The organism is Streptomyces spinosisporus, assembly GCF_022698145.1.
GTDB lineage: Bacteria > Actinomycetota > Actinomycetes > Streptomycetales > Streptomycetaceae > Streptomyces > Streptomyces spinosisporus.
On record NZ_JALDAX010000001.1, the window covers coordinates 615,354 to 637,070 of the forward strand.

26 protein-coding genes are annotated in these 21,717 nt (G+C 72.0%); 20 read left to right on the forward strand and 6 right to left on the reverse strand.

All coding sequences use genetic code 11. The annotated features are described in order from the left end of the window. Positions 1 to 7 precede the first annotated feature (7 nt). A complete protein-coding gene (locus tag MQN93_RS02615) occupies positions 8 to 583 on the forward strand; it encodes a GNAT family N-acetyltransferase (protein WP_242708104.1) in 576 nt (191 codons plus the stop codon). Here the strand turns inward: MQN93_RS02615 and MQN93_RS02620 are convergent. Then, on the reverse strand, positions 555 to 902 hold the full coding sequence (locus MQN93_RS02620) for a DUF6204 family protein (protein ID WP_242708105.1): 348 nt from the start codon (positions 900 to 902) through the stop codon (positions 555 to 557). The two genes, MQN93_RS02615 and MQN93_RS02620, sit on opposite strands and share 29 nt — an antisense overlap. Before the next feature lie 158 nt (positions 903 to 1,060). Here MQN93_RS02620 and MQN93_RS02625 point away from each other — a divergent pair, with 158 nt between their 5' ends. Continuing rightward, positions 1,061 to 3,025: a DUF5107 domain-containing protein gene (locus MQN93_RS02625; protein ID WP_242708106.1), complete on the forward strand. Its 1,965-nt coding sequence runs from the start codon at positions 1,061 to 1,063 to the stop codon at positions 3,023 to 3,025. 22 nt (positions 3,026 to 3,047) lie between these two features. Here MQN93_RS02625 and MQN93_RS02630 read toward each other — a convergent pair whose 3' ends face one another. Next, complete coding sequence (locus MQN93_RS02630; RefSeq protein ID WP_016431721.1) at positions 3,048 to 3,395, reverse strand: VOC family protein; 348 nt, start codon at positions 3,393 to 3,395, stop codon at positions 3,048 to 3,050. 362 nt (positions 3,396 to 3,757) lie between these two features. On the opposite strand from MQN93_RS02630, the gene MQN93_RS02635 reads away from it, so the two are divergent. Next, on the forward strand, positions 3,758 to 4,255 hold the full coding sequence (locus tag MQN93_RS02635; protein ID WP_242708107.1) for a phage holin family protein: 498 nt from the start codon (positions 3,758 to 3,760) through the stop codon (positions 4,253 to 4,255). 33 nt (positions 4,256 to 4,288) lie between these two features. Continuing rightward, entirely contained in the window at positions 4,289 to 5,278 is a 990-nt protein-coding gene (locus tag MQN93_RS02640; RefSeq protein WP_242708507.1) for an SDR family oxidoreductase, read from the forward strand. Positions 5,279 to 5,562: 284 nt separating this feature from the next. On the opposite strand, the gene MQN93_RS02645 is transcribed toward MQN93_RS02640, so the two are convergent. Both MQN93_RS02645 and MQN93_RS02650 read right to left on the reverse strand, forming a co-directional pair. Then, positions 5,563 to 6,654, reverse strand: a complete 1,092-nt coding sequence (locus MQN93_RS02645) for an enolase C-terminal domain-like protein (protein ID WP_242708108.1) — start codon at positions 6,652 to 6,654, stop codon at positions 5,563 to 5,565. Between the two features lie 10 nt (positions 6,655 to 6,664). After that, complete coding sequence (locus MQN93_RS02650) at positions 6,665 to 7,624, reverse strand: LLM class F420-dependent oxidoreductase (RefSeq protein ID WP_016431717.1); 960 nt, start codon at positions 7,622 to 7,624, stop codon at positions 6,665 to 6,667. 151 nt (positions 7,625 to 7,775) lie between these two features. On the opposite strand from MQN93_RS02650, the gene MQN93_RS02655 reads away from it, so the two are divergent. The 13 genes from MQN93_RS02655 (at position 7,776) to MQN93_RS02715 (ending at position 17,346) form a co-directional block, all read left to right on the forward strand. Continuing rightward, entirely contained in the window at positions 7,776 to 9,173 is a 1,398-nt protein-coding gene (locus MQN93_RS02655; RefSeq protein ID WP_242708109.1) for an NAD(P)/FAD-dependent oxidoreductase, read from the forward strand. Next, positions 9,173 to 11,020: a transketolase gene (locus MQN93_RS02660; protein WP_242708110.1), complete on the forward strand. Its 1,848-nt coding sequence runs from the start codon at positions 9,173 to 9,175 to the stop codon at positions 11,018 to 11,020. Before MQN93_RS02655 ends, MQN93_RS02660 begins: the two co-directional genes overlap by 1 nt. Then, positions 11,017 to 11,946 (forward strand): non-homologous end-joining DNA ligase, encoded by a 930-nt coding sequence (gene ligD, locus MQN93_RS02665; RefSeq protein ID WP_242708111.1) that lies wholly within the window; start codon positions 11,017 to 11,019, stop codon positions 11,944 to 11,946. Before MQN93_RS02660 ends, ligD begins: the two co-directional genes overlap by 4 nt. 70 nt (positions 11,947 to 12,016) lie before the next feature. After that, a complete protein-coding gene (locus MQN93_RS02670; RefSeq protein ID WP_078516493.1) occupies positions 12,017 to 12,373 on the forward strand; it encodes a gas vesicle protein GvpO in 357 nt (118 codons plus the stop codon). Positions 12,374 to 12,422: 49 nt separating this feature from the next. Further along, positions 12,423 to 12,857 carry a gas vesicle structural protein GvpA gene (locus MQN93_RS02675; RefSeq protein WP_242708112.1) on the forward strand — a complete coding sequence of 145 codons (435 nt, stop codon included), beginning with the start codon at positions 12,423 to 12,425 and terminating at the stop codon, positions 12,855 to 12,857. Then, positions 12,854 to 13,624: a GvpL/GvpF family gas vesicle protein gene (locus tag MQN93_RS02680; RefSeq protein ID WP_242708113.1), complete on the forward strand. Its 771-nt coding sequence runs from the start codon at positions 12,854 to 12,856 to the stop codon at positions 13,622 to 13,624. Before MQN93_RS02675 ends, MQN93_RS02680 begins: the two co-directional genes overlap by 4 nt. 5 nt (positions 13,625 to 13,629) lie before the next feature. Continuing rightward, positions 13,630 to 13,893 carry a gas vesicle protein GvpG gene (locus tag MQN93_RS02685; RefSeq protein WP_016431710.1) on the forward strand — a complete coding sequence of 88 codons (264 nt, stop codon included), beginning with the start codon at positions 13,630 to 13,632 and terminating at the stop codon, positions 13,891 to 13,893. Beyond that, complete coding sequence (locus MQN93_RS02690; RefSeq protein ID WP_242708114.1) at positions 13,890 to 14,651, forward strand: DNA primase; 762 nt, start codon at positions 13,890 to 13,892, stop codon at positions 14,649 to 14,651. Before MQN93_RS02685 ends, MQN93_RS02690 begins: the two co-directional genes overlap by 4 nt. Then, positions 14,651 to 15,775: an SRPBCC family protein gene (locus MQN93_RS02695; protein ID WP_242708115.1), complete on the forward strand. Its 1,125-nt coding sequence runs from the start codon at positions 14,651 to 14,653 to the stop codon at positions 15,773 to 15,775. Before MQN93_RS02690 ends, MQN93_RS02695 begins: the two co-directional genes overlap by 1 nt. Further along, positions 15,772 to 16,116 carry a gas vesicle protein gene (locus MQN93_RS02700; RefSeq protein ID WP_016431707.1) on the forward strand — a complete coding sequence of 115 codons (345 nt, stop codon included), beginning with the start codon at positions 15,772 to 15,774 and terminating at the stop codon, positions 16,114 to 16,116. The genes MQN93_RS02695 and MQN93_RS02700 overlap by 4 nt, the downstream gene beginning before the upstream one ends. Further along, positions 16,113 to 16,877 (forward strand): GvpL/GvpF family gas vesicle protein, encoded by a 765-nt coding sequence (locus MQN93_RS02705; protein ID WP_242708116.1) that lies wholly within the window; start codon positions 16,113 to 16,115, stop codon positions 16,875 to 16,877. The genes MQN93_RS02700 and MQN93_RS02705 overlap by 4 nt, the downstream gene beginning before the upstream one ends. Continuing rightward, positions 16,874 to 17,062 carry a gas vesicle protein gene (locus tag MQN93_RS02710; protein ID WP_242708117.1) on the forward strand — a complete coding sequence of 63 codons (189 nt, stop codon included), beginning with the start codon at positions 16,874 to 16,876 and terminating at the stop codon, positions 17,060 to 17,062. Before MQN93_RS02705 ends, MQN93_RS02710 begins: the two co-directional genes overlap by 4 nt. Beyond that, a complete protein-coding gene (locus MQN93_RS02715; protein WP_278190361.1) occupies positions 17,044 to 17,346 on the forward strand; it encodes a gas vesicle protein K in 303 nt (100 codons plus the stop codon). The genes MQN93_RS02710 and MQN93_RS02715 overlap by 19 nt, the downstream gene beginning before the upstream one ends. Positions 17,347 to 17,370: 24 nt before the next feature. On the opposite strand, the gene MQN93_RS02720 is transcribed toward MQN93_RS02715, so the two are convergent. Continuing rightward, positions 17,371 to 18,192, reverse strand: coding sequence for a class I SAM-dependent methyltransferase (locus MQN93_RS02720; protein ID WP_242708118.1), 822 nt, complete (start codon positions 18,190 to 18,192; stop codon positions 17,371 to 17,373). A 222-nt stretch (positions 18,193 to 18,414) separates the two neighbouring features. Here MQN93_RS02720 and MQN93_RS02725 point away from each other — a divergent pair, with 222 nt between their 5' ends. From MQN93_RS02725 to MQN93_RS02735, 3 genes are all read left to right on the forward strand, one after another. Further along, positions 18,415 to 19,059, forward strand: a complete 645-nt coding sequence (locus MQN93_RS02725) for a histidine phosphatase family protein (protein ID WP_016431702.1) — start codon at positions 18,415 to 18,417, stop codon at positions 19,057 to 19,059. Positions 19,060 to 19,101: 42 nt separating this feature from the next. Beyond that, the gene (locus tag MQN93_RS02730; RefSeq protein WP_016431701.1) at positions 19,102 to 20,721 is read left to right on the forward strand and encodes an ABC-F family ATP-binding cassette domain-containing protein; all 1,620 of its coding nucleotides are present in this window, start codon (positions 19,102 to 19,104) and stop codon (positions 20,719 to 20,721) included. Between the two features lie 143 nt (positions 20,722 to 20,864). After that, positions 20,865 to 21,143: a DUF6158 family protein gene (locus MQN93_RS02735; RefSeq protein ID WP_242708119.1), complete on the forward strand. Its 279-nt coding sequence runs from the start codon at positions 20,865 to 20,867 to the stop codon at positions 21,141 to 21,143. 10 nt (positions 21,144 to 21,153) lie between these two features. Here the strand turns inward: MQN93_RS02735 and MQN93_RS02740 are convergent, their stop codons facing one another. Further along, a complete protein-coding gene (locus MQN93_RS02740) occupies positions 21,154 to 21,696 on the reverse strand; it encodes a type 1 glutamine amidotransferase domain-containing protein (protein WP_016431699.1) in 543 nt (180 codons plus the stop codon). Between the last annotated feature and the right edge of the window lie 21 nt (positions 21,697 to 21,717).

The window sequence follows — 21,717 nt, forward strand, 5'->3', positions numbered from 1 at the left end:
TGGCGGAATGCCGCACACCGCATCCCGCTATCTCACCGAAGGCCCCCGGGTGGGCATACGCCACTTCACCTACGACGACGGCGTCGAGTTCGCCGCGCGGGCCCGTGAGAGCAAGGCACTGCACCAGCCCTGGCTGTTCCCGCCGGACACCCCGACGGCGTACACCGCGTACGCGAGCCGGCTGATCGAGGACCCGACCAAGGCCGGGTTCCTGGTCTGCGAGAAGGCAAGCGGGCAGGACGGTGGGGCGGTAGACGGGGCCATCGCCGGGTTCATCAACATCAACAACATCGTCGAGGGCGGCTTCCGCTGCGGCGCGCTCGGCTACGGCGCCTTCGCGCACGCCGCCGGGCGGGGGCTGATGCGCGAGGGCCTGAACCTCGTCATGGACCACGCCTTCGGCCCGATGCGGCTGCACCGCCTGGAGATCAACGTCCAGCCGCGAAACGCCGCGTCGATCGCACTCGCCCGGTCCTGCGGATTCCGCCTGGAGGGCTTCTCCCCGGACATGATCTTCATCGACGGGGCCTGGCGCGACCACGAACGCTGGGCGATCACCGCCGAGATGCGGACTTCCGGTTGACCTTCATGGTGTCGAGATCCGTGACGGTGGACCGGAGCCCGCCGAAGCCGTAGCCGAGGCCCCGGAGCGTGGTCTCGGCGCGGTCCTCCGCGATCGCGCCCGCCATCTCCTCGCCGTCCGCCGCGTCCGACACCACCACGTACCGCATCGAGAAGTGCTTGAGCGGCCTCGGCTCGTACGTCAGCGAGCCCTCCTCGGTGAACCGCATGCTCGTCATACCGTGATCCGCGGCCTCGGCCAGCAGCCGCTCCCGGGCCGCCTCGCTCAGCCCCTCCCACGTGCCGCGGACGATCACCCGGTACGTGTGCTGCTCGCTCATCCGTCTGCTCCCGTGCTGCCGCGTCGATGTGGGTCGAAGGCCCGACTGTACGTCGACGGGGACGGACCGCACCCGGGATTTTCCGCGGCCGGCCGCTGGGGCCTTTGCGTAATCCTGACTCGTACTGCCCCTGGTCAGCTCATCGGTGAGGGGCTTCCATGGTGATCGTGACGACGATCCGACGTGAGGTACTGACCCTGCCCGCGGCGCAGTTGGGGCCGGACAACCCCCTGCCCCCGCTGCGGCTGCTCCACGAGGTACACCGCATCGACGCACGCGACCGGGACGAACTGCCGCGCGACATGGCGCGGCAGGTGGACTACGAGCCGCTGCGCAGCCTGCTGCCGGTGCGCGTGCGGGACGGCTACGGCAGAACGCGCGAACCCCGGCAGTTCGACGCGCTCGTGATCGAGAACGACCGGCTGCGCGCGACCGTCCTGCCCGGCCTCGGCGGCCGGGTCGCCTCGCTCTTCCACAAGCCCACCGGCCGTGAACTCCTCTACCGCAACCCGGTGTTCCAGCCCGCCAACTTCGCGCTCAACGGCGCCTGGTTCTCCGGCGGCATCGAGTGGAACATCGGCGCCACCGGCCACACCACCCTGTCCTGCTCCCCGCTGCACGCCGCCCGCGTCCCCGCCCCCGACGGCGGCGAGATGCTCCGGCTGTGGGAGTGGGAGCGGCTGCGCGACCTGCCCTTCCAGGTCGACCTCTGGCTGCCGCGCCACTCCGACTTCCTCCACGTCGGCGTCCGCATCCGCAATCCGCACGAGCGGCCCGCGCCGGTCTACTGGTGGTCCAACATCGCCGTGCCGGAGGAGCGCCGGGTGCTGGCCCCCGCCGAGGAGGCCTGGCACTTCAGTTACGAACGCCGGCTGCGCCGGGTGCCCGTGCCGGCATACGACGGAATCGACCGCTCCTACCCGCTCCAAAACCCTTACGCCGCCGACTATTTCTACGAGGTGCCGCAGGAACGCCGGCGCTGGATCGCCGCCCTCGACGACTCCGGCCACGGCCTGGTGCAGACGTCCACCGATGTGCTGCGCGGCCGCAAGCTGTTCGTGTGGGGCGCGGGCAGCGGCGGGCGGCGCTGGCAGAACTGGCTCACCGAGCCGGGCAGCGGCGGCTACTGCGAGATCCAGGCCGGGCTCGCCCGCACCCAGCTGGAGCATGTGCGGCTGGACGCGGAGAGCGAGGTGAGCTGGACGGAGGCCTACGGGCCGCTGGACGCGTCGCCCACCGGTTCCTCCTGGTCCGCCGTCGTGGACGCGGCCGAGGCCCGCCTCGAGGCCGTGCTTCCGCGCGCCGACGTGGACGCCGCCCACGCCGCCTGGAAGCCCTACGCCGACACCGAACCCGGCGAGGTGCTCGCCACCGGCTCCGGCTGGGGCGCGCTCGAAGTGCTGCGCGCTGACCTCAAGCTGCCCGGCACGCCCTTCGACGAGAGCACCCTCGGCGATCCCCAGGAACCCTGGCTGCACCTGCTGCGGGCGGGCTCCCTGCCCGAGCCGCGCCGGGTGCGGCCGCCCGGCGAGACGCTGGTCGCCCCGCACTGGCGGGACATGCTGGAGACCGCGCCCGCGACCCCGCTCACCGAGTACCACCTCGGCGTCGCCCAGTGGCACCACGGCGACCGGGCGCAGGCGGTGCGCAGCTGGGAGCGGGCCCTCGAACTCGCCCCGTCCATCTGGCCGTTGCTGCGCTGTCTGGCCGTCGCCGACCAGGAGGCCGGCAACCACGAGCGGGCCGCGGACCGGTACGCCGACGCCTTCGACGACCTGTGCCAGGAGCGGCGCGACGACAGCGAACGGTGGACGGCGGCCACGGCCGCGCTGGGCCGCGAGGCGATCGAGGCGCTGCTCGCGGTGCGGCGCACGGAGCAGGCGCGCGCCGTCTGGGAACGGCTGCATCCCGCCACCCGGGAGCGCGGGCGGTTCCGGCTGATCGAGGCACACCTGCTGCTCGCGGAGGGCAGGCAGGAGGAGGCGCTGGACGTCTTCCGGGCCGGCTTCGAGGCCGCCGATCTGCGCGAGGGCGCGGAGGCCGTGGGCCGCCTGTGGGCGCGGCTGACCGACGAACCGCTGCCGGAGCACTACGACTTCCGGATGCGGCCGCCCGAGGTCTGAGGAGCGTGGCCCGGGGCGGGGGTTACTGGTTGCGGTCCACGTACTCGTACACCGTGCCGTCCGGGTGCATCGCGATCAGGTTGCGGCCCACCGGCGTGGGCACCGGACCCGCGATGATGTGGGCGCCGAGCTCGGTGAGCACACGGTGGGCCTCGTCGACGTCCTTGACGGCGATCGTCGCGGCGACCTTGCGCAACACCTCCAACTCGGCCTCGGGCCCGCTCATCAGCAGGAAGAAGCCGACCGCGGCCACCTGGACGCCACCGCGCTCGAAACGGAGTGCCGTGCCGCCCACGAGCCGTTCGTAGAAGGGCACGGCCCGGTCCAGGTCGTCGACGCAGATGCGCAGCGTGGCTCCCAGAATGTCCATGCGGACGAGCCTAGTTGGGGCGGCCGCGGAAGGTGATCGTTTCGGCCGATCGGTCCTCCTCCGGCCGCCCCCGCCGGGCACCGGCCCGTCACCCGGCGGACCGGCCCGGCGCCTCGCGGATCAGCCCATCGCCTTGCGTACGACATCCCGGGTGCGGTCCACGACGGCCGCGACCGGACCGACCGTGAGGTTCTTTCTCGTGGCGCTCCACGTTGTCGGCGTGCGCGAGCACGTCCTGGCGCAGTGCCGCGAAACGGTCCAGGAACTCGGCGCTTGGTACCCGGGCGTGGAGCGTGGACGCGATGGTTTCCGGCCGGGACACCGGGGCGTTATGCGTACGCACGTACGGGTACCCGGCGCGCATGGAAGGCTTGGATGATCTGCAGCATCTGGACAGGCACCTGGTCGACGAGCTGACGCGGGTGGCGCGCGAGGCCGTGCGCGACGAGCTGCGCGAACAGGCTCGCAAGCAGCGGCGTACGGCCGTGCTGTACGGCGCGTCCGGAGCCATGGCCCTGTACGCGGGAGCGGCCGTCGCACTCGCCGTGGGGCTGGCCCTCGCGCTCGGCCTGCCCGACTGGGCGGCCGCGCTCATCACCGCGGCGATCCTCGGCATCGCCGCCTACGCGCTGCGCGAGGCGGCCCGGCCCTCCGCACCCCGGCCCGCCGGTCCGTCCGAGGCCGAACTCGCCTCCGGCGCGGGCCAGGGCGACCACGTCATCGGCGGCATGGCGCCCGGGGCGCCCCCGAGCGGCCTCGGCATGCCGTACCCGCCGGTCCCGCCGGTCGCGCCGACCGCGGGCTCGCCGAAGGCCGACGAAGCGGGCGGCGACCCCGAACAGCCGCACCACCGGACGTGACGCGCGGTGCGCACGCAGCACGGCAGGGTCGTGGTGGTGACCGGAGCCAGCGGCGGCGTGGGGCGGGCCACGGCCCGGGCCTTCGCCGCCCGCGGCGACCGGGTCGCCCTGCTGGCCCGGGGACGCGAGGGTCTCGCCGCGGCGGCTGACGAGGTGCAGCGGGCCGGTGGCGAGGCCCTGGTCGTTCCCGTGGACGTGGCCGACGCCAAGGCCGTGGACGACGCGGCCCAGCAGGTCGTGGACGCGTTCGGGCACATCGACGTATGGGTCAACGACGCCTTCTCCGGGGTCTTCGCGCCGTTCACCGAGATCACCCCGGACGAGTTCCGCCGGGTCACCGAAGTGTCGTACCTGGGCTATGTGTTCGGCACCCGGGGCGCGCTGCACCACATGCTGCCGCGCGACCGGGGCACGATCGTGCAGGTCGGCTCCGCGCTCGCCTACCGCGGGATTCCGCTGCAGTCGGCGTACTGCGGGGCCAAGCACGCGATCCAGGGGTTCAACGAGTCGCTGCGCTGCGAGCTGCTGCACTCCGGCACCGGTGTCCGCACGACGATGGTGCAGCTGCCGGCGATGAACACCCCGCAGTTCGACTGGGTGTTGAGCCGGATGCCGGGGCGGGCCAGGCCGGTGGCGCCGGTGTTCCAGCCGGAGGTCGCGGCCCGGGCGATCGTGCACGCCGCGTCCCACGCGCGTCGGCGCGAGTACTGGGTCGGCGGCTCCACCGTGGGCACGCTGCTCGCCAACGCTGCCGTCCCCGGACTGCTCGAACGCTATCTCGCCCGCACCGGCTTCGACGCCCAGCAGGACGAGGGCGAGCACGGCTCGCCGGGCAACCTCTGGAGCCCGGCGGACGGACCGCACGGCCGGGACTTCGGCCCCCACGGCCGCTTCGACGAGGAGTCGCACAACCACAGCGCCCAGAACTGGCTCTCCCGCAACCGCACCCGCGCCGGGACAGCCCTCGCGGTGGGCGCCGGGGTCGTGGCGGTGGGGAGGCTGGCCCGCCGGGTGCGGGCCTGAGGGGTCGGTGTCCGGCACGGGCGGACACTCCGGTCGACGTCGGGGTGGGTCTCCCGCAACCGCGTACGCGCCGGGACGGCCCTCGCGGTGGGCGCCGGGGTTCTGGCGGTGGGGAGGCCGGCCCGCCGGGTGCGCGCCTGACCGGCCGTGCCCGGCTCTGGCCGCGCCCGGCACACTGGGCGTGCTCGATCCACCGGCCGTCCCCGGCACGGGCCGCGCCCGGCACACTGGGCGTGCCCGATCCACCGGCCGCGCCCGGCACGAGCGGAACGCCCGACGGGGGTCTACCCCACCCGGTACTCCGCCACGTCGTCCGTTCGCAGTTCCAGCCCGTGCCCGATACCGGCGAGGGGACATACCGTGCCGCCCGTCGGGTCCAGTGCGCCGTCGAAGAACATGTCCTCGATGCGCACGTGGTCGTGGAACCATTCCAGGTGGCGGAAGTTGGGGACCGAGGCGGCCGCCGCGGCGTGGACGTGCGGGGCGCAGTGTGTGGAGATCTCCAGGCCGTGCGCCTGGGCCAGGGCGGCGGCGCGCAGGAACTCCGTCAGGCCGCCGCAGCGGGTCGCGTCGGCCTGGAGGCAGTCCACGGCGCCCGCCGTGATCATGCGGGCGAAATAGGGCAGGTCATAGCCGTACTCACCGGCGGCCACGTCGCACACCAGCGCGTCGCGGACCAGCCGCAGCCCCGTCAGGTCGTCGGAGGAGACCGGCTCCTCGAACCAGCCCACACCCTGCTGGGCGAGCGCATGACCGACCCGTATCGCCTGCTTGCGGGTGTAGGCGCCGTTCGCGTCGACGTACAACTCGCTCTCGGGACCGATCACTTGGCGGGCCGCGTGCACCCGGGCCAGGTCGCGGGTGACCTCGAGACCCCAGTTCCCGCCGATCTTGATCTTGACGCGCGGGATGTGCTGCCCGTGCACCCAGCCGTTCAGCTGCGCGGCCAGATGCGTGTCGTGGTACGTCGTGAAGCCGCCGCTGCCGTAGACCGGGACCTGTTCGCGGCAGACGCCGAGGAGCCGGGCCAGCGGGAGTTCGAGCAGCCGGGCCTTCAGGTCCCACAGGGCGATGTCCACGGCCGATATGGCGCAGGCGGCGATACCCGGGCGACCGGTGTTGCGGACCGAGCGGCACATCGCGTCGTGCGCCGCGGGGATGTCGAGGGCGTCGCGGCCCTCGACGAGCGGGGCGAGCCGGTCGCGCAGGAAGTCCGCGACGGCGACGGGCCCGTAGGTCCAGCCCGTGCCCGTCGCGTCGCCCGCCGCCACCTCCGCGATCACCATGGTCGTGGAGTCCCAGGCGAGCGTGCCGTCCGCCTCGGGCGCGTCGGTGGGCACCGTGTAGACGGACACGGCGGGACGGTGCAGTTTCATGGCCGCTCCCTCAGGTCTGCTGGAGCTGCGGCAGCACCTTCGTACGGTAGAAGTCGAAGAAGCCCCGCTGGTCGGGACCGATCTGGTTGACGTAGACCCGGTCGAAGCCGGCGTCGGCGAAGGCGCTCAGCGCGGCGACGTGTTCGTCGATGTCGTCCCCGCACGGCGTCCGGCCGGCCACCATGTCCTCGGTGACCAGGGGCTCCAGCTGCTCGAAGTGGCTCGGGGAGGGCAGGATCTGGCCCATCTCGCCCGGCAGGAACTGGTTGAACCAGAGCTTGCGGACCGTGCGCACGGCCTCGTCGCGGTCGGTGCCGTAGCAGACCTTCGTGCCGCCGCTCACCGGCTTGCCGCCCCCGCCGCCCTTGCGGAACTGCTCCACCATCGGCTCCTCGGGCATCATCGTGATGTAGCCGTCGCCGATGCGCGCCGCGAGTTTCGTGGCCGCCGGTCCGAAGCCGGAGATGTCGATCGGGACGGGCTCGTCGGGGACCGTGTAGAGCCGGGCGTTCTCCACCGTGTAGTGGGTGCCGTGGTGGCTGACCTCCTCACCGGTGAACAGCCGCCGCATGATCTGGATGGCCTCCTCCAGCATCTCCATGCGGACGGTCGCGGGAGGCCAGGCGTGCCCGAGGATGTGCTCGTTGAGCGCCTCGCCCGTGCCCACTCCGAGCCGGAATCGGCCGCCCGTCATGACGGCGGACGTCGCCGCGGCCTGCGCCACCACCGCCGGGTGGATCCGCACGGTGGGACAGGTGACCGCCGTCTCGACCGGCAGCGAGACCGCCTCCGAGAGCGCCCCGATCACCGACCACACGAACGGGCTCTGGCCCTGCGCGGCGTTCCACGGGTGGTAGTGGTCGGAGATCCACAGCGACTGGAATCCGGCCTGCTCGGCCATCCTGGCCTGCTCGACGAGGTCCGCGGGACCGAACTCCTCGCAGGAGAGGAAGTAGCCGTACTCGGGCATGGGGAGTACCTCCGGTGAGTTCCGGTCCGACGGCGGTCGCCGCCCCGAGTACCCGGCACCCGGCGCGGAAACCGGCGCACGTTTGGGCGCCCCGGCCAGGGGGACGCGGAAGACTTCCCTACTAGGCACGCGACAGCGCCGGAGGCGAACCGTGAGTCGACCCCGCATCGTGATCGTCGGTGCCGGCTTCGCCGGCTACCGCACGGCCCGCACCCTGTCGAAGCTGGTGCGGCACAAGGCCGACATCACCCTGCTCAACCCGACCGACTACTTCCTGTACCTGCCCCTGCTGCCCCAGGTCGCGGCCGGGCTCCTGGAGCCGCGCCGGGTGACCGTCTCCCTGTCGGGGACCCTGCCGCGCGTCCGGCTGGTGCTCGGCGAGGCCGACGGCATCGACCTCGACTCGCGGACCGTGCACTACACCGGCCCCGAGGGCGAGGGCGGCACGCTGGCCTACGACCGGCTCGTGCTCGCCGTCGGCAGCGTCAACAAGCTGCTGCCCATCCCCGGGGTCGCCGAGCACGCGCACGGCTTCCGGGGCCTGCCCGAGGCCCTGTACCTGCGCGACCACGTCACCCGTCAGATGGAGCTCGCCGCCGGCGCGGACGACCCGAAGAGCTGCGCCGCACGGTGCACCTTCGTGGTGGTCGGCGCCGGCTACACCGGCACCGAGGTCGCGGCGCAGGGACAGCGCTACACCGAGGCACAGGTCCGCAAGAGGCCCCTGCCGAACGGCAGGAAGCCGCGCTGGCTGCTGCTCGACGTCGCGCCGCGGGTGCTGCCCGAGATGGACGAACGGCTCTCGCGCACCGCCGACCGGGTGCTGCGGGAGAGGGGCGTCGAGGTGCGCATGGGCACCTCCGTCAAGGAAGCCACGCACGACGGAGTCCTGCTGACCGACGGCGAGTTCGTCGACACCCGCACCCTCGTGTGGTGTGTCGGAGTGCGGCCGGACCCCCTCGTCGAGGGCGTCGGGCAGCCCATGGAACGCGGCCGGCTCCTCGTCGACCCGCACCTGCAAGTGCCGGGCCACCCCGAGGTGTTCGCCTGCGGAGACGCCGCCGCCGTACCCGATCTGAACAACCCCGGCGGCTACACGCCCATGACCGCGCAGCACGCCTGGCGGCACGGCGCCGTCGTGGCCCGCAACGTCGCCGCGTCGATCGGCGTCGGCGAACGCACCTTCTACCGCCACCGCGACCTCGGCTTCGTCGTCGACCTGGGCGGCGTCCAGGCCGCCGCCAACCCGCTCGGCGTCCATCTGCCCGGCCCGCTCGCGGGCGCCGTCACCCGCGGCTACCACCTCGCGGCGATGCCCGGCAACCGCGTCCGGGTCGCCGCCGACTGGCTGCTGGACGCCGTACTGCCGCGCCAGGCCGTCCAGTTGGGCCTCGTACGGTCCTGGTCGGTGCCGCTGGACACCGCCTCACCGGAACTGCCACGGGTGCCGGACAGCGCCTCCGGACCCGCCGAGACATCGACCGGCGGTGCGCCGACCGAACCCCCCGGCCCCGTCAGGCGCACCGACACCCCTGCGGAGGAAGACTGATGAACACAGCCGAACTCGTCGAGCTGGCCCAGCAGTTGCGCGTGGACAGCGTGCGCGCGTCGGACGCGGCGGGGTCCGGGCATCCGACGTCGTCGATGTCCGCCGCGGACCTGATGGCCGTGCTCCTGGCGAACCACTTCCGCTACGACTTCGAGCGCCCCGACCACCCCGGCAACGACCGCTTCGTCCTGTCCAAGGGCCACGCCTCGCCGCTGCTCTACGCCGCCTACAAGGCGGCCGGTGCCATCGACGACGCGGAACTGCTCACCTTCCGCAAGCAGGACAGCCGCCTGGAGGGCCACCCGACCCCGCGCCGGCTGCCGTGGGTCGAGACGGCCACCGGCTCGCTCGGCCAGGGCCTGCCCGTCGGCGTCGGCATCGCGCTGGCCGGCAAGCGCCTCGACCACAGCAACTACCGCGTCTGGGTGCTGTGCGGGGACAGCGAGCTGGCCGAGGGGTCCGTCTGGGAGGCCGCCGAGCACGCGGCGTACGAGAACCTGGACAACCTCACCGCGATCTTCGACGTCAACCGGCTCGGCCAGCGCGGCCCGACCCGGCACGGCCACGACCTGGACGCCTACGCCCGCCGCTTCCAGGCGTTCGGCTGGCACACCATCGAGGTCGACGGGCATGACGTCGACGCCGTCGACCGCGCGTACGGCGAGGCGATCTCCACCACCGGACAGCCGACCGCGATCATCGCCCGCACGCTCAAGGGCAAGGGCGTCGCAGCGGTCCAGGACCGCGAGGGACTGCACGGCAAGCCCCTGCCCGAGGCCGACGAGGCGATCGCCGAACTCGGCGGCCCGCGCGAGGTGCGCGTCCAGGTCCACGAGCCGCCCGCCGCCCGCATGCTGCACGCCGTCCGCTCCGGTCACGTCGAACTGCCGCGCTGGGACAAGGGGGACGAGGTGGCGACGCGCAACGCGTACGGGCAGGCGCTGACCGCGCTCGGCACCGGACGCGGCGACGTCGTGGCCCTCGACGGCGAGGTGGGCGACTCCACCCGGGCCGAGTTCTTCGCCAAGGAGCACCCCGAGCGGTACTTCGAGTGCTACATCGCAGAGCAGCAGATGGTCGCGACGGCGGTCGGGCTCGCGACCCGCGGCTGGGTGCCGTACGCCGCCACGTTCGCGGCCTTCCTCACCCGCGCGTACGACTTCGTGCGCATGGCGGCCGTCAGCGGCGCCGGCCTCAACCTCGTCGGCTCGCACTCCGGCGTCGCCATCGGCCAGGACGGGCCCTCCCAGATGGGCCTGGAGGACCTGGCGATGATGCGCTCGGTGCACGGCTCGACCGTGCTCTACCCGTGCGACGCCAACCAGACCGCACGGCTCGTCGCGGCGATGGCCGACTGCGAGGGCATCCGCTATCTGCGCACCTCGCGCGGCGAGAGCACGGTGATCTACGGCCCCGACGAGGAGTTCACCGTCGGCGGCAGCAAGGTGCTGCGCTCGTCCCCGGACGACCGGCTCACCCTCGTCGCCGCGGGCGTCACCGTGCCCGAGGCGCTGGCCGCCGCCGAGGCGCTGGAGCGCGACGGCATCCGGGCCCGGGTCATCGACCTCTACTCGGTCAAGCCCGTCGACCGCGACACCCTGCGCCGGGCCGCCGAGGAGACCGGCTGCCTGGTCACCGTGGAGGACCACCACGAGGAGGGCGGCATCGGCGACGCCGTCCTGGACGCCTTCCTCGACGGGCGGCCCGTGCCACGGCTGGTGCGCCTGGCCGTCCGTACGATGCCGGGCTCGGCCTCGCCCGAGGAGCAGCTGCGCGCCGCGGGCATCGACGCCGAGGCGATCGCCGCGGCCGGGAAGCTGCTGGTGGAGGAGGCGGTCGTGCGGTGAGCGACGACGGCGAGCGCACCGTGCGGGCCGGGCGCCGCACGGTGCGCGTCCACCGGGCCGGCAAGGTGCTCTTCCCTGGGGACGGCGACGCGAAGGAGTACACCAAGGGGGACCTGGTCGACTACTACCGGTCCGCGGCACGGCTCATGCTGCCGCATCTGCGCGGGCGTCCGCTGATGCTGGAGCGGCACCCCGACGGAGTCGACGGACCGCGCTTCATGCAGAAGAACACCCCCGAGAACTACCCGGAGTGGATCACCCGCGCCGAGCTGCCCAAGGAGGGCGGCACCGTCTGCCACACCGTGTGCGACGAGGCGGCCACCCTCGTGTACCTGGCCGACCAGGCCGCCGTCACGCTGCACCGCTGGCTGTCCCGCACCGGCAGCGTGGACCGGCCCGACCGGCTGGTCTTCGACCTGGACCCCGCTGAGGACGACTTCGAGGCGGTACGCGAGGCGGCCGTGCTGCTCGGCGAACTCCTCGACGAACTCCGGCTCCCCTCGGGGCTGATGACGACCGGCTCGCGCGGACTGCACGTCGTCGTCCCCCTCGACGGGCGGCACGGCTTCGACGAGGTCCGCGAGTTCGCCCACGACGTCGCCGACACCCTCGCCGCGGCCCACCCGGACCGGCTGACCACCGCCGCCCGCAAGAAGGAACGCGGCGACCGGCTCTACCTCGACATCGGGCGCAACGCCTACGCGCAGACCGCGGTCGCGCCCCTGACCGTGCGCGCCCTTCCCGGCGCACCCGTGGCGACCCCGATCGCCTGGTCCCAGCTGGACGACCCGGGCCTGCACGCCCGGCGCTGGACCATCGACGACGCCGTCGAACAGGCCGGCTCCGACCCGTGGGACGGCGTGATGAGCCGCGGCCGCGCCCTGGGACCGGCCCGGCGCAGGCTGGACGCGCTGCGCAAGTCCTGACGCTTCGCGTGAACGCTCGCGTGAAGGTTTGGCCATCGACATTGCGGCCACCCGCAGACAAGAGGTGGCCATGTCTGACACCAGAAATACACATGCATCTCAGGATTCACATAAATCACAGAATTCGGACAGAGGAAGCGGCGGAGTGGACAAGCGCCCGGGCCCCATGGAGGTCCTGCGACAGGCACGCGCCCAGCTCACCGAGCTGACCGGCATGACGGCCGAGACCGTGTCGTCCTTCGAGCAGACCGAGGACGGCTGGTCCCTGGAGGTCGAGGTGCTCGAACTGGAACGCGTGCCCGACACGATGAGCCTGATGGGCAGCTACCAGGTCGAACTCGACGCGGACGGCGAACTGACCGGCTACCGCCGCATCCGCCGCTACGAACGCGGACGGGCCGACGCACACAAGCCCGGCGGCCGCTAGGCCGCCCGCCCGCGACTCACATGGACACAGAAAAGGAGGATCGATCGGTATGACCGTTGTCCCGGCTCAACAGTCCGGTGGTGGAGGTGGCAGCAGCGGCCTCTACGACGTTCTTGAGCTCGTCCTCGACAGGGGTCTCGTCATCGACGCCTTCATACGGGTCTCTCTGGTCGGCATCGAGATCCTGAAGATCGATGTGCGTGTCGTCGTGGCCAGCGTCGACACCTATCTGCGCTTCGCCGAGGCGTGCAACCGCCTCGACCTGGAGTCCGGACCCAACAAGAGCCCCGGTCTGCCCGAGATCGTCGGCGAGGTCACCGAGTCCGGTGCCCGCGGCAAGTCCAAGGGCGCTCTCTCGGGAGCCGCCGAGACCATCTCGGACGCGTTCAAGCAGTCCCGTGAGGAGGGACGCCAGAAGGAGTCGGAGTCCCGCCCGCGCGCCCGTAAGTCGACGTCCTCGCGCCGTAAGGAGGAGCAGGAGTGAGCACGTACGTCTACGGCATCACCGACAGCTCCCATGCCGGGCTCCCCGAGGGCATGGAAGGCGTCGGGGACCCGCCCGCCGCGGTGCGTGTCCTGAAGGAGGGAGGACTCGCGGCCGTCGTGAGCGACGCCCCCGAGGGGCTCAAGCCCAAGCGCAAGCACCTGCTCGCCCACCAGAACGTGCTGGCCGAGGCGGGCGCCGCGGGTGCCGTGCTGCCCATGCGGTTCGGCAGCGTCGCCCCCGACGACGACACGGTCACGGGCGTGCTGGCCGAGGGTGCCGACCACTACAAGGAGCGCCTGCGCGCCCTGGAGGGCAAGGTCGAGTACAACGTCAAGGCCACGCACGACGAAGAGGCCGTACTGCACCGCGTGATGTCCGAGAGCCCCGAGCTCCGCTCGCTGGCCGAGGCCAACCGGCAGTCGGGCGGCGGGAGTTACGACGACCGGCTGCGCCTGGGCGAGATGGTCGTGGCCGCCGTGAAGGCCCAGGAGGCCGACGACGCCGCCGAGCTGCGGCGCGTCCTGGAACCCGCCGCGGCCGATGTGAGCGTGGGCCCCGAGTCCACCGGGTGGCTGGCCAACGTCTCGTTCCTCGTGGACCGCAAGTCGGCCGAGGACTTCCTGGCGGTGGTCGAGGAGGCCCGCAGGGCCCACCCGCACATCGAGCTGCGCGTCAACGGACCGCTGCCGCCGTACAGCTTCGTCGAGCCGGGCCCCGCCCAGCACGCGGAGAGCGGCGTCGGCCAGGAGACAGCCCTGGAGTGATCCCCGTGGGACTGATCAAGGAAGTGGTCCTGTTGCCCTTCGCGCCGGTACGCGGCAGCGGCTGGGTGATCGGGCAGGTGCTGCAGGAGGCGGAACGGATCTACTACGACCCCGCCACCGTCAGGGCCGAGCTGGCCCGGCTCGAGGAACAGCTGGAGGCCGGCGAGATCGACGAGGAGGAGTTCGACCGGCAGGAGGACGAACTCCTGGAACGCCTGGAGACCGGCCTGCGCCGCGGCGGGGCCACAGGGGACGGGACGGCACGATGAACCGAGTGGGACTCGGCCTCGCGGTAGGGGCCGGATACGTCCTAGGACGTACGAAGAAGATGAAGATGGCGTTCGCCCTGGGCACGCTCGTGGCCGGCAAACGGATGCACCTGAGCCCGCGGGCGGTCGCGGACCTGGTCTCCCAGCAGCTGCAGAACAATCCGCAGTTCAAGGAGATCGGGGACCAGCTGCGCGAGGATCTGCGAGGTGTCGGCAAGGCTGCCTCCGGCGCGATGGTCGAGCGGCAGATCGAGGCCCTCGCCGACCGCCTCCACGGCCGCACCGCCGAGGTCCGCGACACGCTCTCGGGCGCCGCGGGCAAGGCCGGCGGAGCCGCCAAGAAGGCCAGGGGCGCCGCGGGCAAGGCGACGGGCCTGGAGCTCGACGAGCGGGACGAGGACGAGCAGGACGAGAGCCCGGAGCCGGAGGACACTGAAGAGGAGCCTCGGGAGGAGTACGAGGACGAGGAGCCGGAGGACCGGGAGCCCGAGGACGAGGAGCACGACGGCGGTGAGCCGGAGGCCGAGGAGGAGCCCCCGGCGCGCAAGACCGCCAAGAAGGCCGCGAAGAAGGCTCCCGCCAAGAAGACGGCGGCCAAGCGGGCGCCGGCGAAGAAGGCTCCGGCCAAGAAGACCGCGAGCAAGCAGACGCCGGCGAAGAAGTCCGCCGCCAAGAAGACGGCCGGCCGCAAGACGGCCGCCGCCCGGAGCGGCGCCCGCTCGACCCGGGCCCGTGTGCCGAAGGGAGGCGGTGAGTGATGACCGAGACCGCGACCTCCGCCGCGAGCGGCGCGAAGGACAAGGCGGGCCCGCTGTCGGAGCTGGCCCACAGCGAGGCCACCGACCGGCTCAAGGCCGAGGTGCAGGACTACCTCGCCGCACAGGCGACCCGGCTGCTCACCGGCCTCGGCCACAAGCTCGGCGAGACCACCGGCAAGCTGAACGACATCGCCGAGGGCAACAGCCCCGGCTTCGCGAAGATGGCGCTCGCCGGCGGCCGCAAGCTCGCCGAGGGCAAGGGCCCGCTCCGCTCGGCGCTGGAGGTCGGCGCGGCCGGCGCCAAGGACAAGGTGGTCGGCGCCTTCAAGAACCTCGGCGGGAAGGGCAAGGGGAAGGGCAAGGGCGGGGGCAACAAGCCCACCGTCATCATCGAGTCCGTCGACGTCGGCGTCGATCTGCGCACGGCCTACGACCAGTGGACCAAGTACCAGGACTTCAGCACCTTCGCCAAGGGCGTCAAGAGCGCGAGCCGCGCCGACGACACCCAGTCCGACTGGCAGATGAAGATCTTCTGGTCCAACCGCAGCTGGAAGGCGAAGACCACCGAGCAGATCCCCGACGACCGGATCTCCTGGACGTCGGAGGGCGCCAAGGGCACGACGAAGGGCGTCGTCTCCTTCCACCGGCTCGACGACAACCTCACCCGGGTCCTGCTGGTCATCGAGTACTACCCCCAGGGGCTGTTCGAGAAGACCGGCAACATCTGGCGCGCCCAGGGCCGCCGGGCCCGGCTCGACCTCAAGAACTACGTCCGCTTCATCACCCTCAAGGGCGAGGCGGAGGACGGCTGGCGCGGCGAGATCCGCGACGGCGAGGTCGTCCGCAGCCACGAGGACGCCGTCGCCGAGGAGGAGGAAGCCCGCGACGAGGACGAGTCGGTCGAGGGCGAGGAGGCCGAGGGCGACGAGGTCGAGGGCGACGAGGAGAGCGCCGAGTACGAGGACGAGCCTCGGGGCGAGGAAGAGGAGGACGAGGAAGAGGAGTACGAGGACGAGCCCGAGGAGGGCGAAGAGGACGCGGAGGGTGAGTACGAGTACGAGGACGAGGAAGAGCCCGAGGAAGAGGCCGAGTACGAGTACGCCGACGGCGGGGGCCGTCGATGACCATGGCCGGCCGGATGCCCGAACCCTACGGACAGGGTTCGGGTGCCAACCTCGCCGACATCCTCGAGCGCGTGCTCGACAAGGGCATCGTGATCGCCGGTGACATCCGGATCAACCTGCTCGACATCGAACTGCTCACGATCAAGCTCCGGTTGATCGTCGCCTCCGTGGACAAGGCCAAGGAGATGGGCATCGACTGGTGGGAGACCGACCCGGCACTGTCGTCCCGCGCCCGCCGCGACGAACTGGCCCGGGAGAACGCCGAGTTGCGTGAACGCCTGGCCCGGCTGGACCCCGACCACGAGCTCGAGGCACGTGAGGAGAGCGAGGAGGAGTCATGACCGGACTGCGTTACGTCTACGCCGTCTGCCACCCCTTCGACGCGCCCCTGCAGGCCCAGTTGAAGGGCGTGGCGGGCGATCCGCCCAGACTGCTGTCGCACCACGGCCTGATCGCCGTGGTGAGCCATGTGCCGGAGCGGGACTTCTCGGAGGAACCGCTCCGCAGGCGTCTGGAGGATCTGGACTGGCTGACCGAGACGGCGCGGGCGCACCAGAGCGTGATCGACGCGCTCACCGTCGTCACCACCCCGCTGCCGCTGCGGATGGCGACCGTCTTCCGGGACGACAGCGGGGTCCGCGTCATGATGGAGGCCCGCGAGGACGACTTCCGGCGCACCCTCGAACGGCTGGCGGGGCGCGTGGAGTGGGGGGTCAAGGTGTACGCGGAGGCCGAGCAGCAGGCGCCCGCCGCGGCGCCGAAGCCGGCGTCCGGCCGGGACTACCTGCGGCAGCGGCGCTCGCAGGTGCGCACGGACGAGGACATGTGGCAGCGGGCGGAGGAGTTCGCGACCCGGCTGCACGCCTCGCTCTCCTCGTACGCGGAGGACTCGCGGCTGCACGCCCCGCAGAACCCCGCCCTCTCCCGCGCCTCCGGCCGCAATCTGCTGAACGCCGCCTATCTCGTACCGCGCGACTCCTCCGAGGAGTTCGTGGAGCTGGTGGACCGTACGAAGGACGAGACGAGGGCGGGCGGGTCCGGGATGAGGGTCGAACTCACCGGCCCCTGGGCCGCCTACTCCTTCGCGGGGGAGCAGTCGTGACCGTGGTCGAACGCCGGGAGATCGCTCTCGTGGACCTGCTGGACCGGCTGCTCGCCGGCGGGGTCGTCATCAAGGGGGACATCACCCTGCGCATCGCGGACGTCGACCTGGTCCGGATCGACCTCAACGCACTGATCAGCTCGGTCAACGAGCAGGTGCCGTCGCCCTGGGGGGAGTTCACGTGACCGAACGCCGCGCCAACAAGCTCGACCTGGAGCCCGACACCGTCGAACGCGACCTGATCAAACTCGTGCTGACGGTCGTCGAGTTGCTGCGCCAACTGATGGAACGCCAGGCGGTACGCCGCTTCGACACCGGGGACCTCACCGAGGACCAGGAGGAACGCATCGGCCTCACCCTGATGCTCCTGGAAGACCGCATGACCGAACTCCGCGACCGCTACGACCTACGCCCCGAAGACCTCAACCTGGACCTGGGCCCACTGGGACCACTGCTGCCCAGGCAATAGCTCCAGAGTGCTGGTTCCGTCCGCTCAGGCCCGCTTGCGGCACAGGAGTTCGCCGTGGAGGACGGTGAACCAGGCGTCCTCCTGGGCGCCCCAGTCGCGCCAGGCGTTCGATACCGCCTGGAGTTGGTCCGGGGTGGCGTGGCCGCCCTCGGTGGCTTGCCGGGCGTAGGACGAGGCGAGGGTTCGTTCTGCCCACAGGCCGCTCCACCACGCGCGCTCGTCCGGGGTGGCGAAGGTCCAGGTGGTGGAGGTGGTGGTGATCTCGGTCAGGCCGGCCTGCAGTGCCCAGGACTTCAGGCGGCGTCCGGCGTCGGGCTCGCCGCCGTTGGCGCGGGCCACCCGGTGGTACAGGTCCAGCCAGTCGTCCATCCCCTGGGACGCCGGGTACCAGGCCATGGCCGCGTAGTCCGAGTCGCGCACCGCGATGAACCCGTTCGGCTTCGTCACCCGGTGCATCTCGCGCAGCGCCTGCACCGGATCGCCCACGTGCTGCAGCACCTGGTGCGCGTGCACCACGCAGAAGGTGTCGTCCGGGTAGTCCAGGGCGTGCACGTCCGCGACCGCGAACTCGACGTTCGTCAGGCCCCGTTCGGCGGCCGTGGCGCGGGCTCGGTCCAGGATCTCGGGCGCGTGGTCGACGCCGGTGACGTGTCCGTCGGGGACCAGCGCCGCCAGGTCGGCGGTGATGGTGCCGGGGCCGCAGCCGATGTCCAGGATCTTCATATGGGGCTTGAGCGAGTCGAGCAGGTAGGCCGCGGAGTTGGCGGCGGTCCGCCAGGTGTGGGAGCGCAGCACCGACTCGTGGTGCCCGTGCGTGTACACGGCGGTCTCCTGCGGCTTGGGCATGGCTGAACTCCCCTGTCCGACATCCTGTCCGTTCCGTCCGCCTCACGGTACGCCCGCATGTCGAATGATGAGACCCCCTGTTTTGCAATGTGGACTGATGGCTCGTCAGTCGACGGTCGGGTGAGGGCGGGCGGTGGGGCGGCGGAGGCCAGGGAGTGCCGGTTACCCTGAAGAGGCCGTTTCCTGTCCGCGGGCGGCGGACCACACCCGGAGGGCCCCTGTATGCGTCTGCTCCTCGTACGCCACGGCCAGACCCCCAGCAACGTCGAGTTCCTGCTGGACACCGCCGTACCGGGCCCGGGCCTGACCGCACTCGGCGAGCGGCAGGCGGCCGCCCTGCCGGAGGCGCTCGCCGACGAGGACATCGAGGCCCTGTACGTCTCCACGCTCGTCCGCACCCAGCTGACCGCCGCGCCCCTGGCGGCCGCCCGCGGCCTCGACCCCGTGGTCCGGGACGGCATCCGGGAGATCGCCGCGGGCGACCTGGAGATGCTGCCCGGCGACTCCGAGCAGGGCCTGCTCTACATGAAGACGGTGTTCGCCTGGGCCGAGGGGGACACCGCGCTCAGGATGCCCGGCGGGGAGAGCGGCGAGGAGGCCCTCGGACGCTACGACGCCGTGGTCGCGGAGGCCGCCCGCAGCGGCGCCGGAACGGTCGCGATGGTCAGCCACGGCGCGGCCATCCGGATGTGGACGGCGGCCCGCGCCGGCAACGTCGACGTCGCCTTCGCCGCCGACCGCCCGCTGGACAACACCGGCGTCGTGATCCTGGAGGGCTCGCCCGCCGACGGCTGGAAGGCCCTGTCCTGGGCCGGCGCCGTGGTGGCCCCGGCGGGCGAGGGCGGACCCACCGGCCGGCCCGTATAACGGTTTGCCCGTGCCGCGCCGCGGCCCGCAGAATGCGGCCTCATGGGACATCTGGAAGCCGCACATCTCGAGTACTACCTCCCCGACGGGAGGGCGCTGCTCGGCGATGTGTCCTTCCGGGTGGGCGAAGGCGCCGCCGTGGCCCTGGTGGGGCCCAACGGCGCCGGCAAGACGACGCTGCTGCGGCTGATCTCCGGCGAGCTCAAACCCCACGGCGGCACGGTCACCGTGAGCGGAGGGCTCGGGGTGATGCGGCAGTTCGTGGGGTCCGTACGGGACGAGACGACCGTGCGCGACCTGCTCGTGTCGGTCGCGCCGCCGCGGATCCGGGAGGCCGCGCACGCCGTCGACAGGGCCGAGCACGCCGTCATGACCGTCGACGACGAGGCCGCCCAGCTGACGTACGCACAGGCGCTCGCCGACTGGGCCGAGGTGCGCGGCTACGAGGCGGAGACGCTGTGGGACATGTGCACCACGGCCGCGCTCGGCGTGCCGTACGAGAGGGCGCAGTGGCGGCAGGTGAGCACGCTCTCCGGCGGTGAGCAGAAGCGGCTCGTGCTGGAGGCGCTGCTGCGCGGCACCGACGAGGTGCTGCTGCTCGACGAGCCGGACAACTACCTCGACGTGCCCGGCAAGCGCTGGCTGGAGGAGCGGCTGAAGGAGACCCGCAAGACGGTGCTCTTCGTCTCCCACGACCGCGAACTCCTCGCCCGTGCCGCCGAGAAGATCGTCTCCGTGGAGCCCTCGCCCGCGGGCGCGGACGCCTGGGTGCACGGCGGCGGCTTCGCCACCTACCACGACGCCCGCCGCGCCCGGTTCGCCCGCTTCGAGGAGCTGCGCAAACGCTGGGACGAGAAGCACGCGCAGCTGAAGAAACTCGTCCTGACACTCCGTCAAGCCGCCGAGAACAGCCCCGACATGGCCTCCCGTTACCGGGCCGCCCAGACCCGGCTGCGCAAGTTCGAGGAGGCGGGCCCGCCGCCCGAGCCGCCCCGCGAGCAGGACATCAGGATGCGCATCAAGGGCGGCCGTACCGGCGTAAGGGCCGTCACCTGCAAGCAACTGGAACTCACCGGTCTGATGAAGCCGTTCGACCTGGAGGTCTTCTACGGCGAACGGGTCGCCGTCCTCGGCTCCAACGGCTCCGGCAAGTCGCACTTCCTGCGGCTGCTGGCCGGCGACGAGGTGGTCCACACGGGGGAGTGGAAGCTCGGGGCGCGGGTCGTGCCGGGGCACTTCGCGCAGACCCACGCCCACCCCGAGCTCCAGGGCCGCACGCTGGTGGACATCCTGTGGCAGGAGCACGCCCAGGACCGGGGAGCGGCCATGTCCCGGCTGCGCCGCTACGAGCTCACCGGCCAGGCCGAGCAGACCTTCGACCGGCTCTCCGGCGGCCAGCAGGCCCGCTTCCAGATCCTGCTCCTGGAACTGCAGGGCGTCACGGCCCTGCTGCTCGACGAGCCGACCGACAACCTCGACCTGGAGTCGGCCGAGGCCCTTCAGGAGGGGCTGGAGTCCTTCGACGGCACGGTGCTCGCGGTCACGCACGACCGCTGGTTCGCCCGCTCCTTCGACCGGTTTCTGGTGTTCGGCAGCGACGGACGCGTCCGCGAGAGCGCCGACGCCGTCTGGGACGAGCGACGGGTCGAACGGGCGCGGTGACCGCTCACCGGCGCCGCGGTCGGCGGACGACGGAGGCCCGGGCGCCGGGTTGTTCGTAGAGTGGAAGCAGCAGGACGAGATCCATGGTTTCCCTCCCGGATGCCGCTCGGGGCAGAAGTGCGCCGGGCGGGTACCCGGACCGCATGAACGAACACGACGAGCGGGGTACCACCATGACCGGAGTCGACCCCAGCCGGCTGGACGACCAGCAGCTCATGAGGGAGCTGGAGACGATCCACCGCACGCGCCACGACACGCTGCTCTACGGCTCGACCGACGCACTGCGGGCCCACAACGATCGCATGGCCCAGCTGGAGGGCGAGTACCTGCGCCGCAACCCGCAGCGCATGGTCGCCGCGGGCCGCACCCGGGAAGGCGCCCGGGAACGGCACTGCGGGGAGTCGGCGACTCCCCGCAGCTGACGTCACCCGCTCAGCCCGCGCTTTCCGCGAACACGCGCACGAACGCGTCGCAGAACGCCTTGAGGTCGTCCGGCTTGCGGCTGGTGACCAGCTTGTTGCTGCCGTGGTCGCAGATCCTGACCTGCTCGTCGACCCAGGTGCCGCCCGCGTTCTTGATGTCGGTCCGCAGACTCGGCCAGGAAGTGAGCACCCGGCCGCGGACCACGTCCGCCTCCACCAGCGTCCACGGGGCGTGGCAGATCGCGGCGACCGGCCGGCCCCCGTCGAAGAACTCCCGGACGAACGACACGGCCTTGTCGTCCATGCGCAGGAAGTCCGGATTGGCCACACCGCCCGGCAGGACGAGCCCGCCGAAGGAGGACGCCGAGGCCTCGCCCACGACCTCGTCCACCGGGAACGTGTCCGCCTTGTCGAGGTGGTCGAAGGCCTGGATCCGGCCGGACTTCGTCGACACGAGCACGGGCTCGTGACCGGCGTCCTTCACGGCCTGCCAGGGTTCGGTGAGCTCGACCTGCTCCACGCCCTCGGGTGCTGTCAGAAATGCGATACGCATGGTGTTCGACGTCCCTTCCTC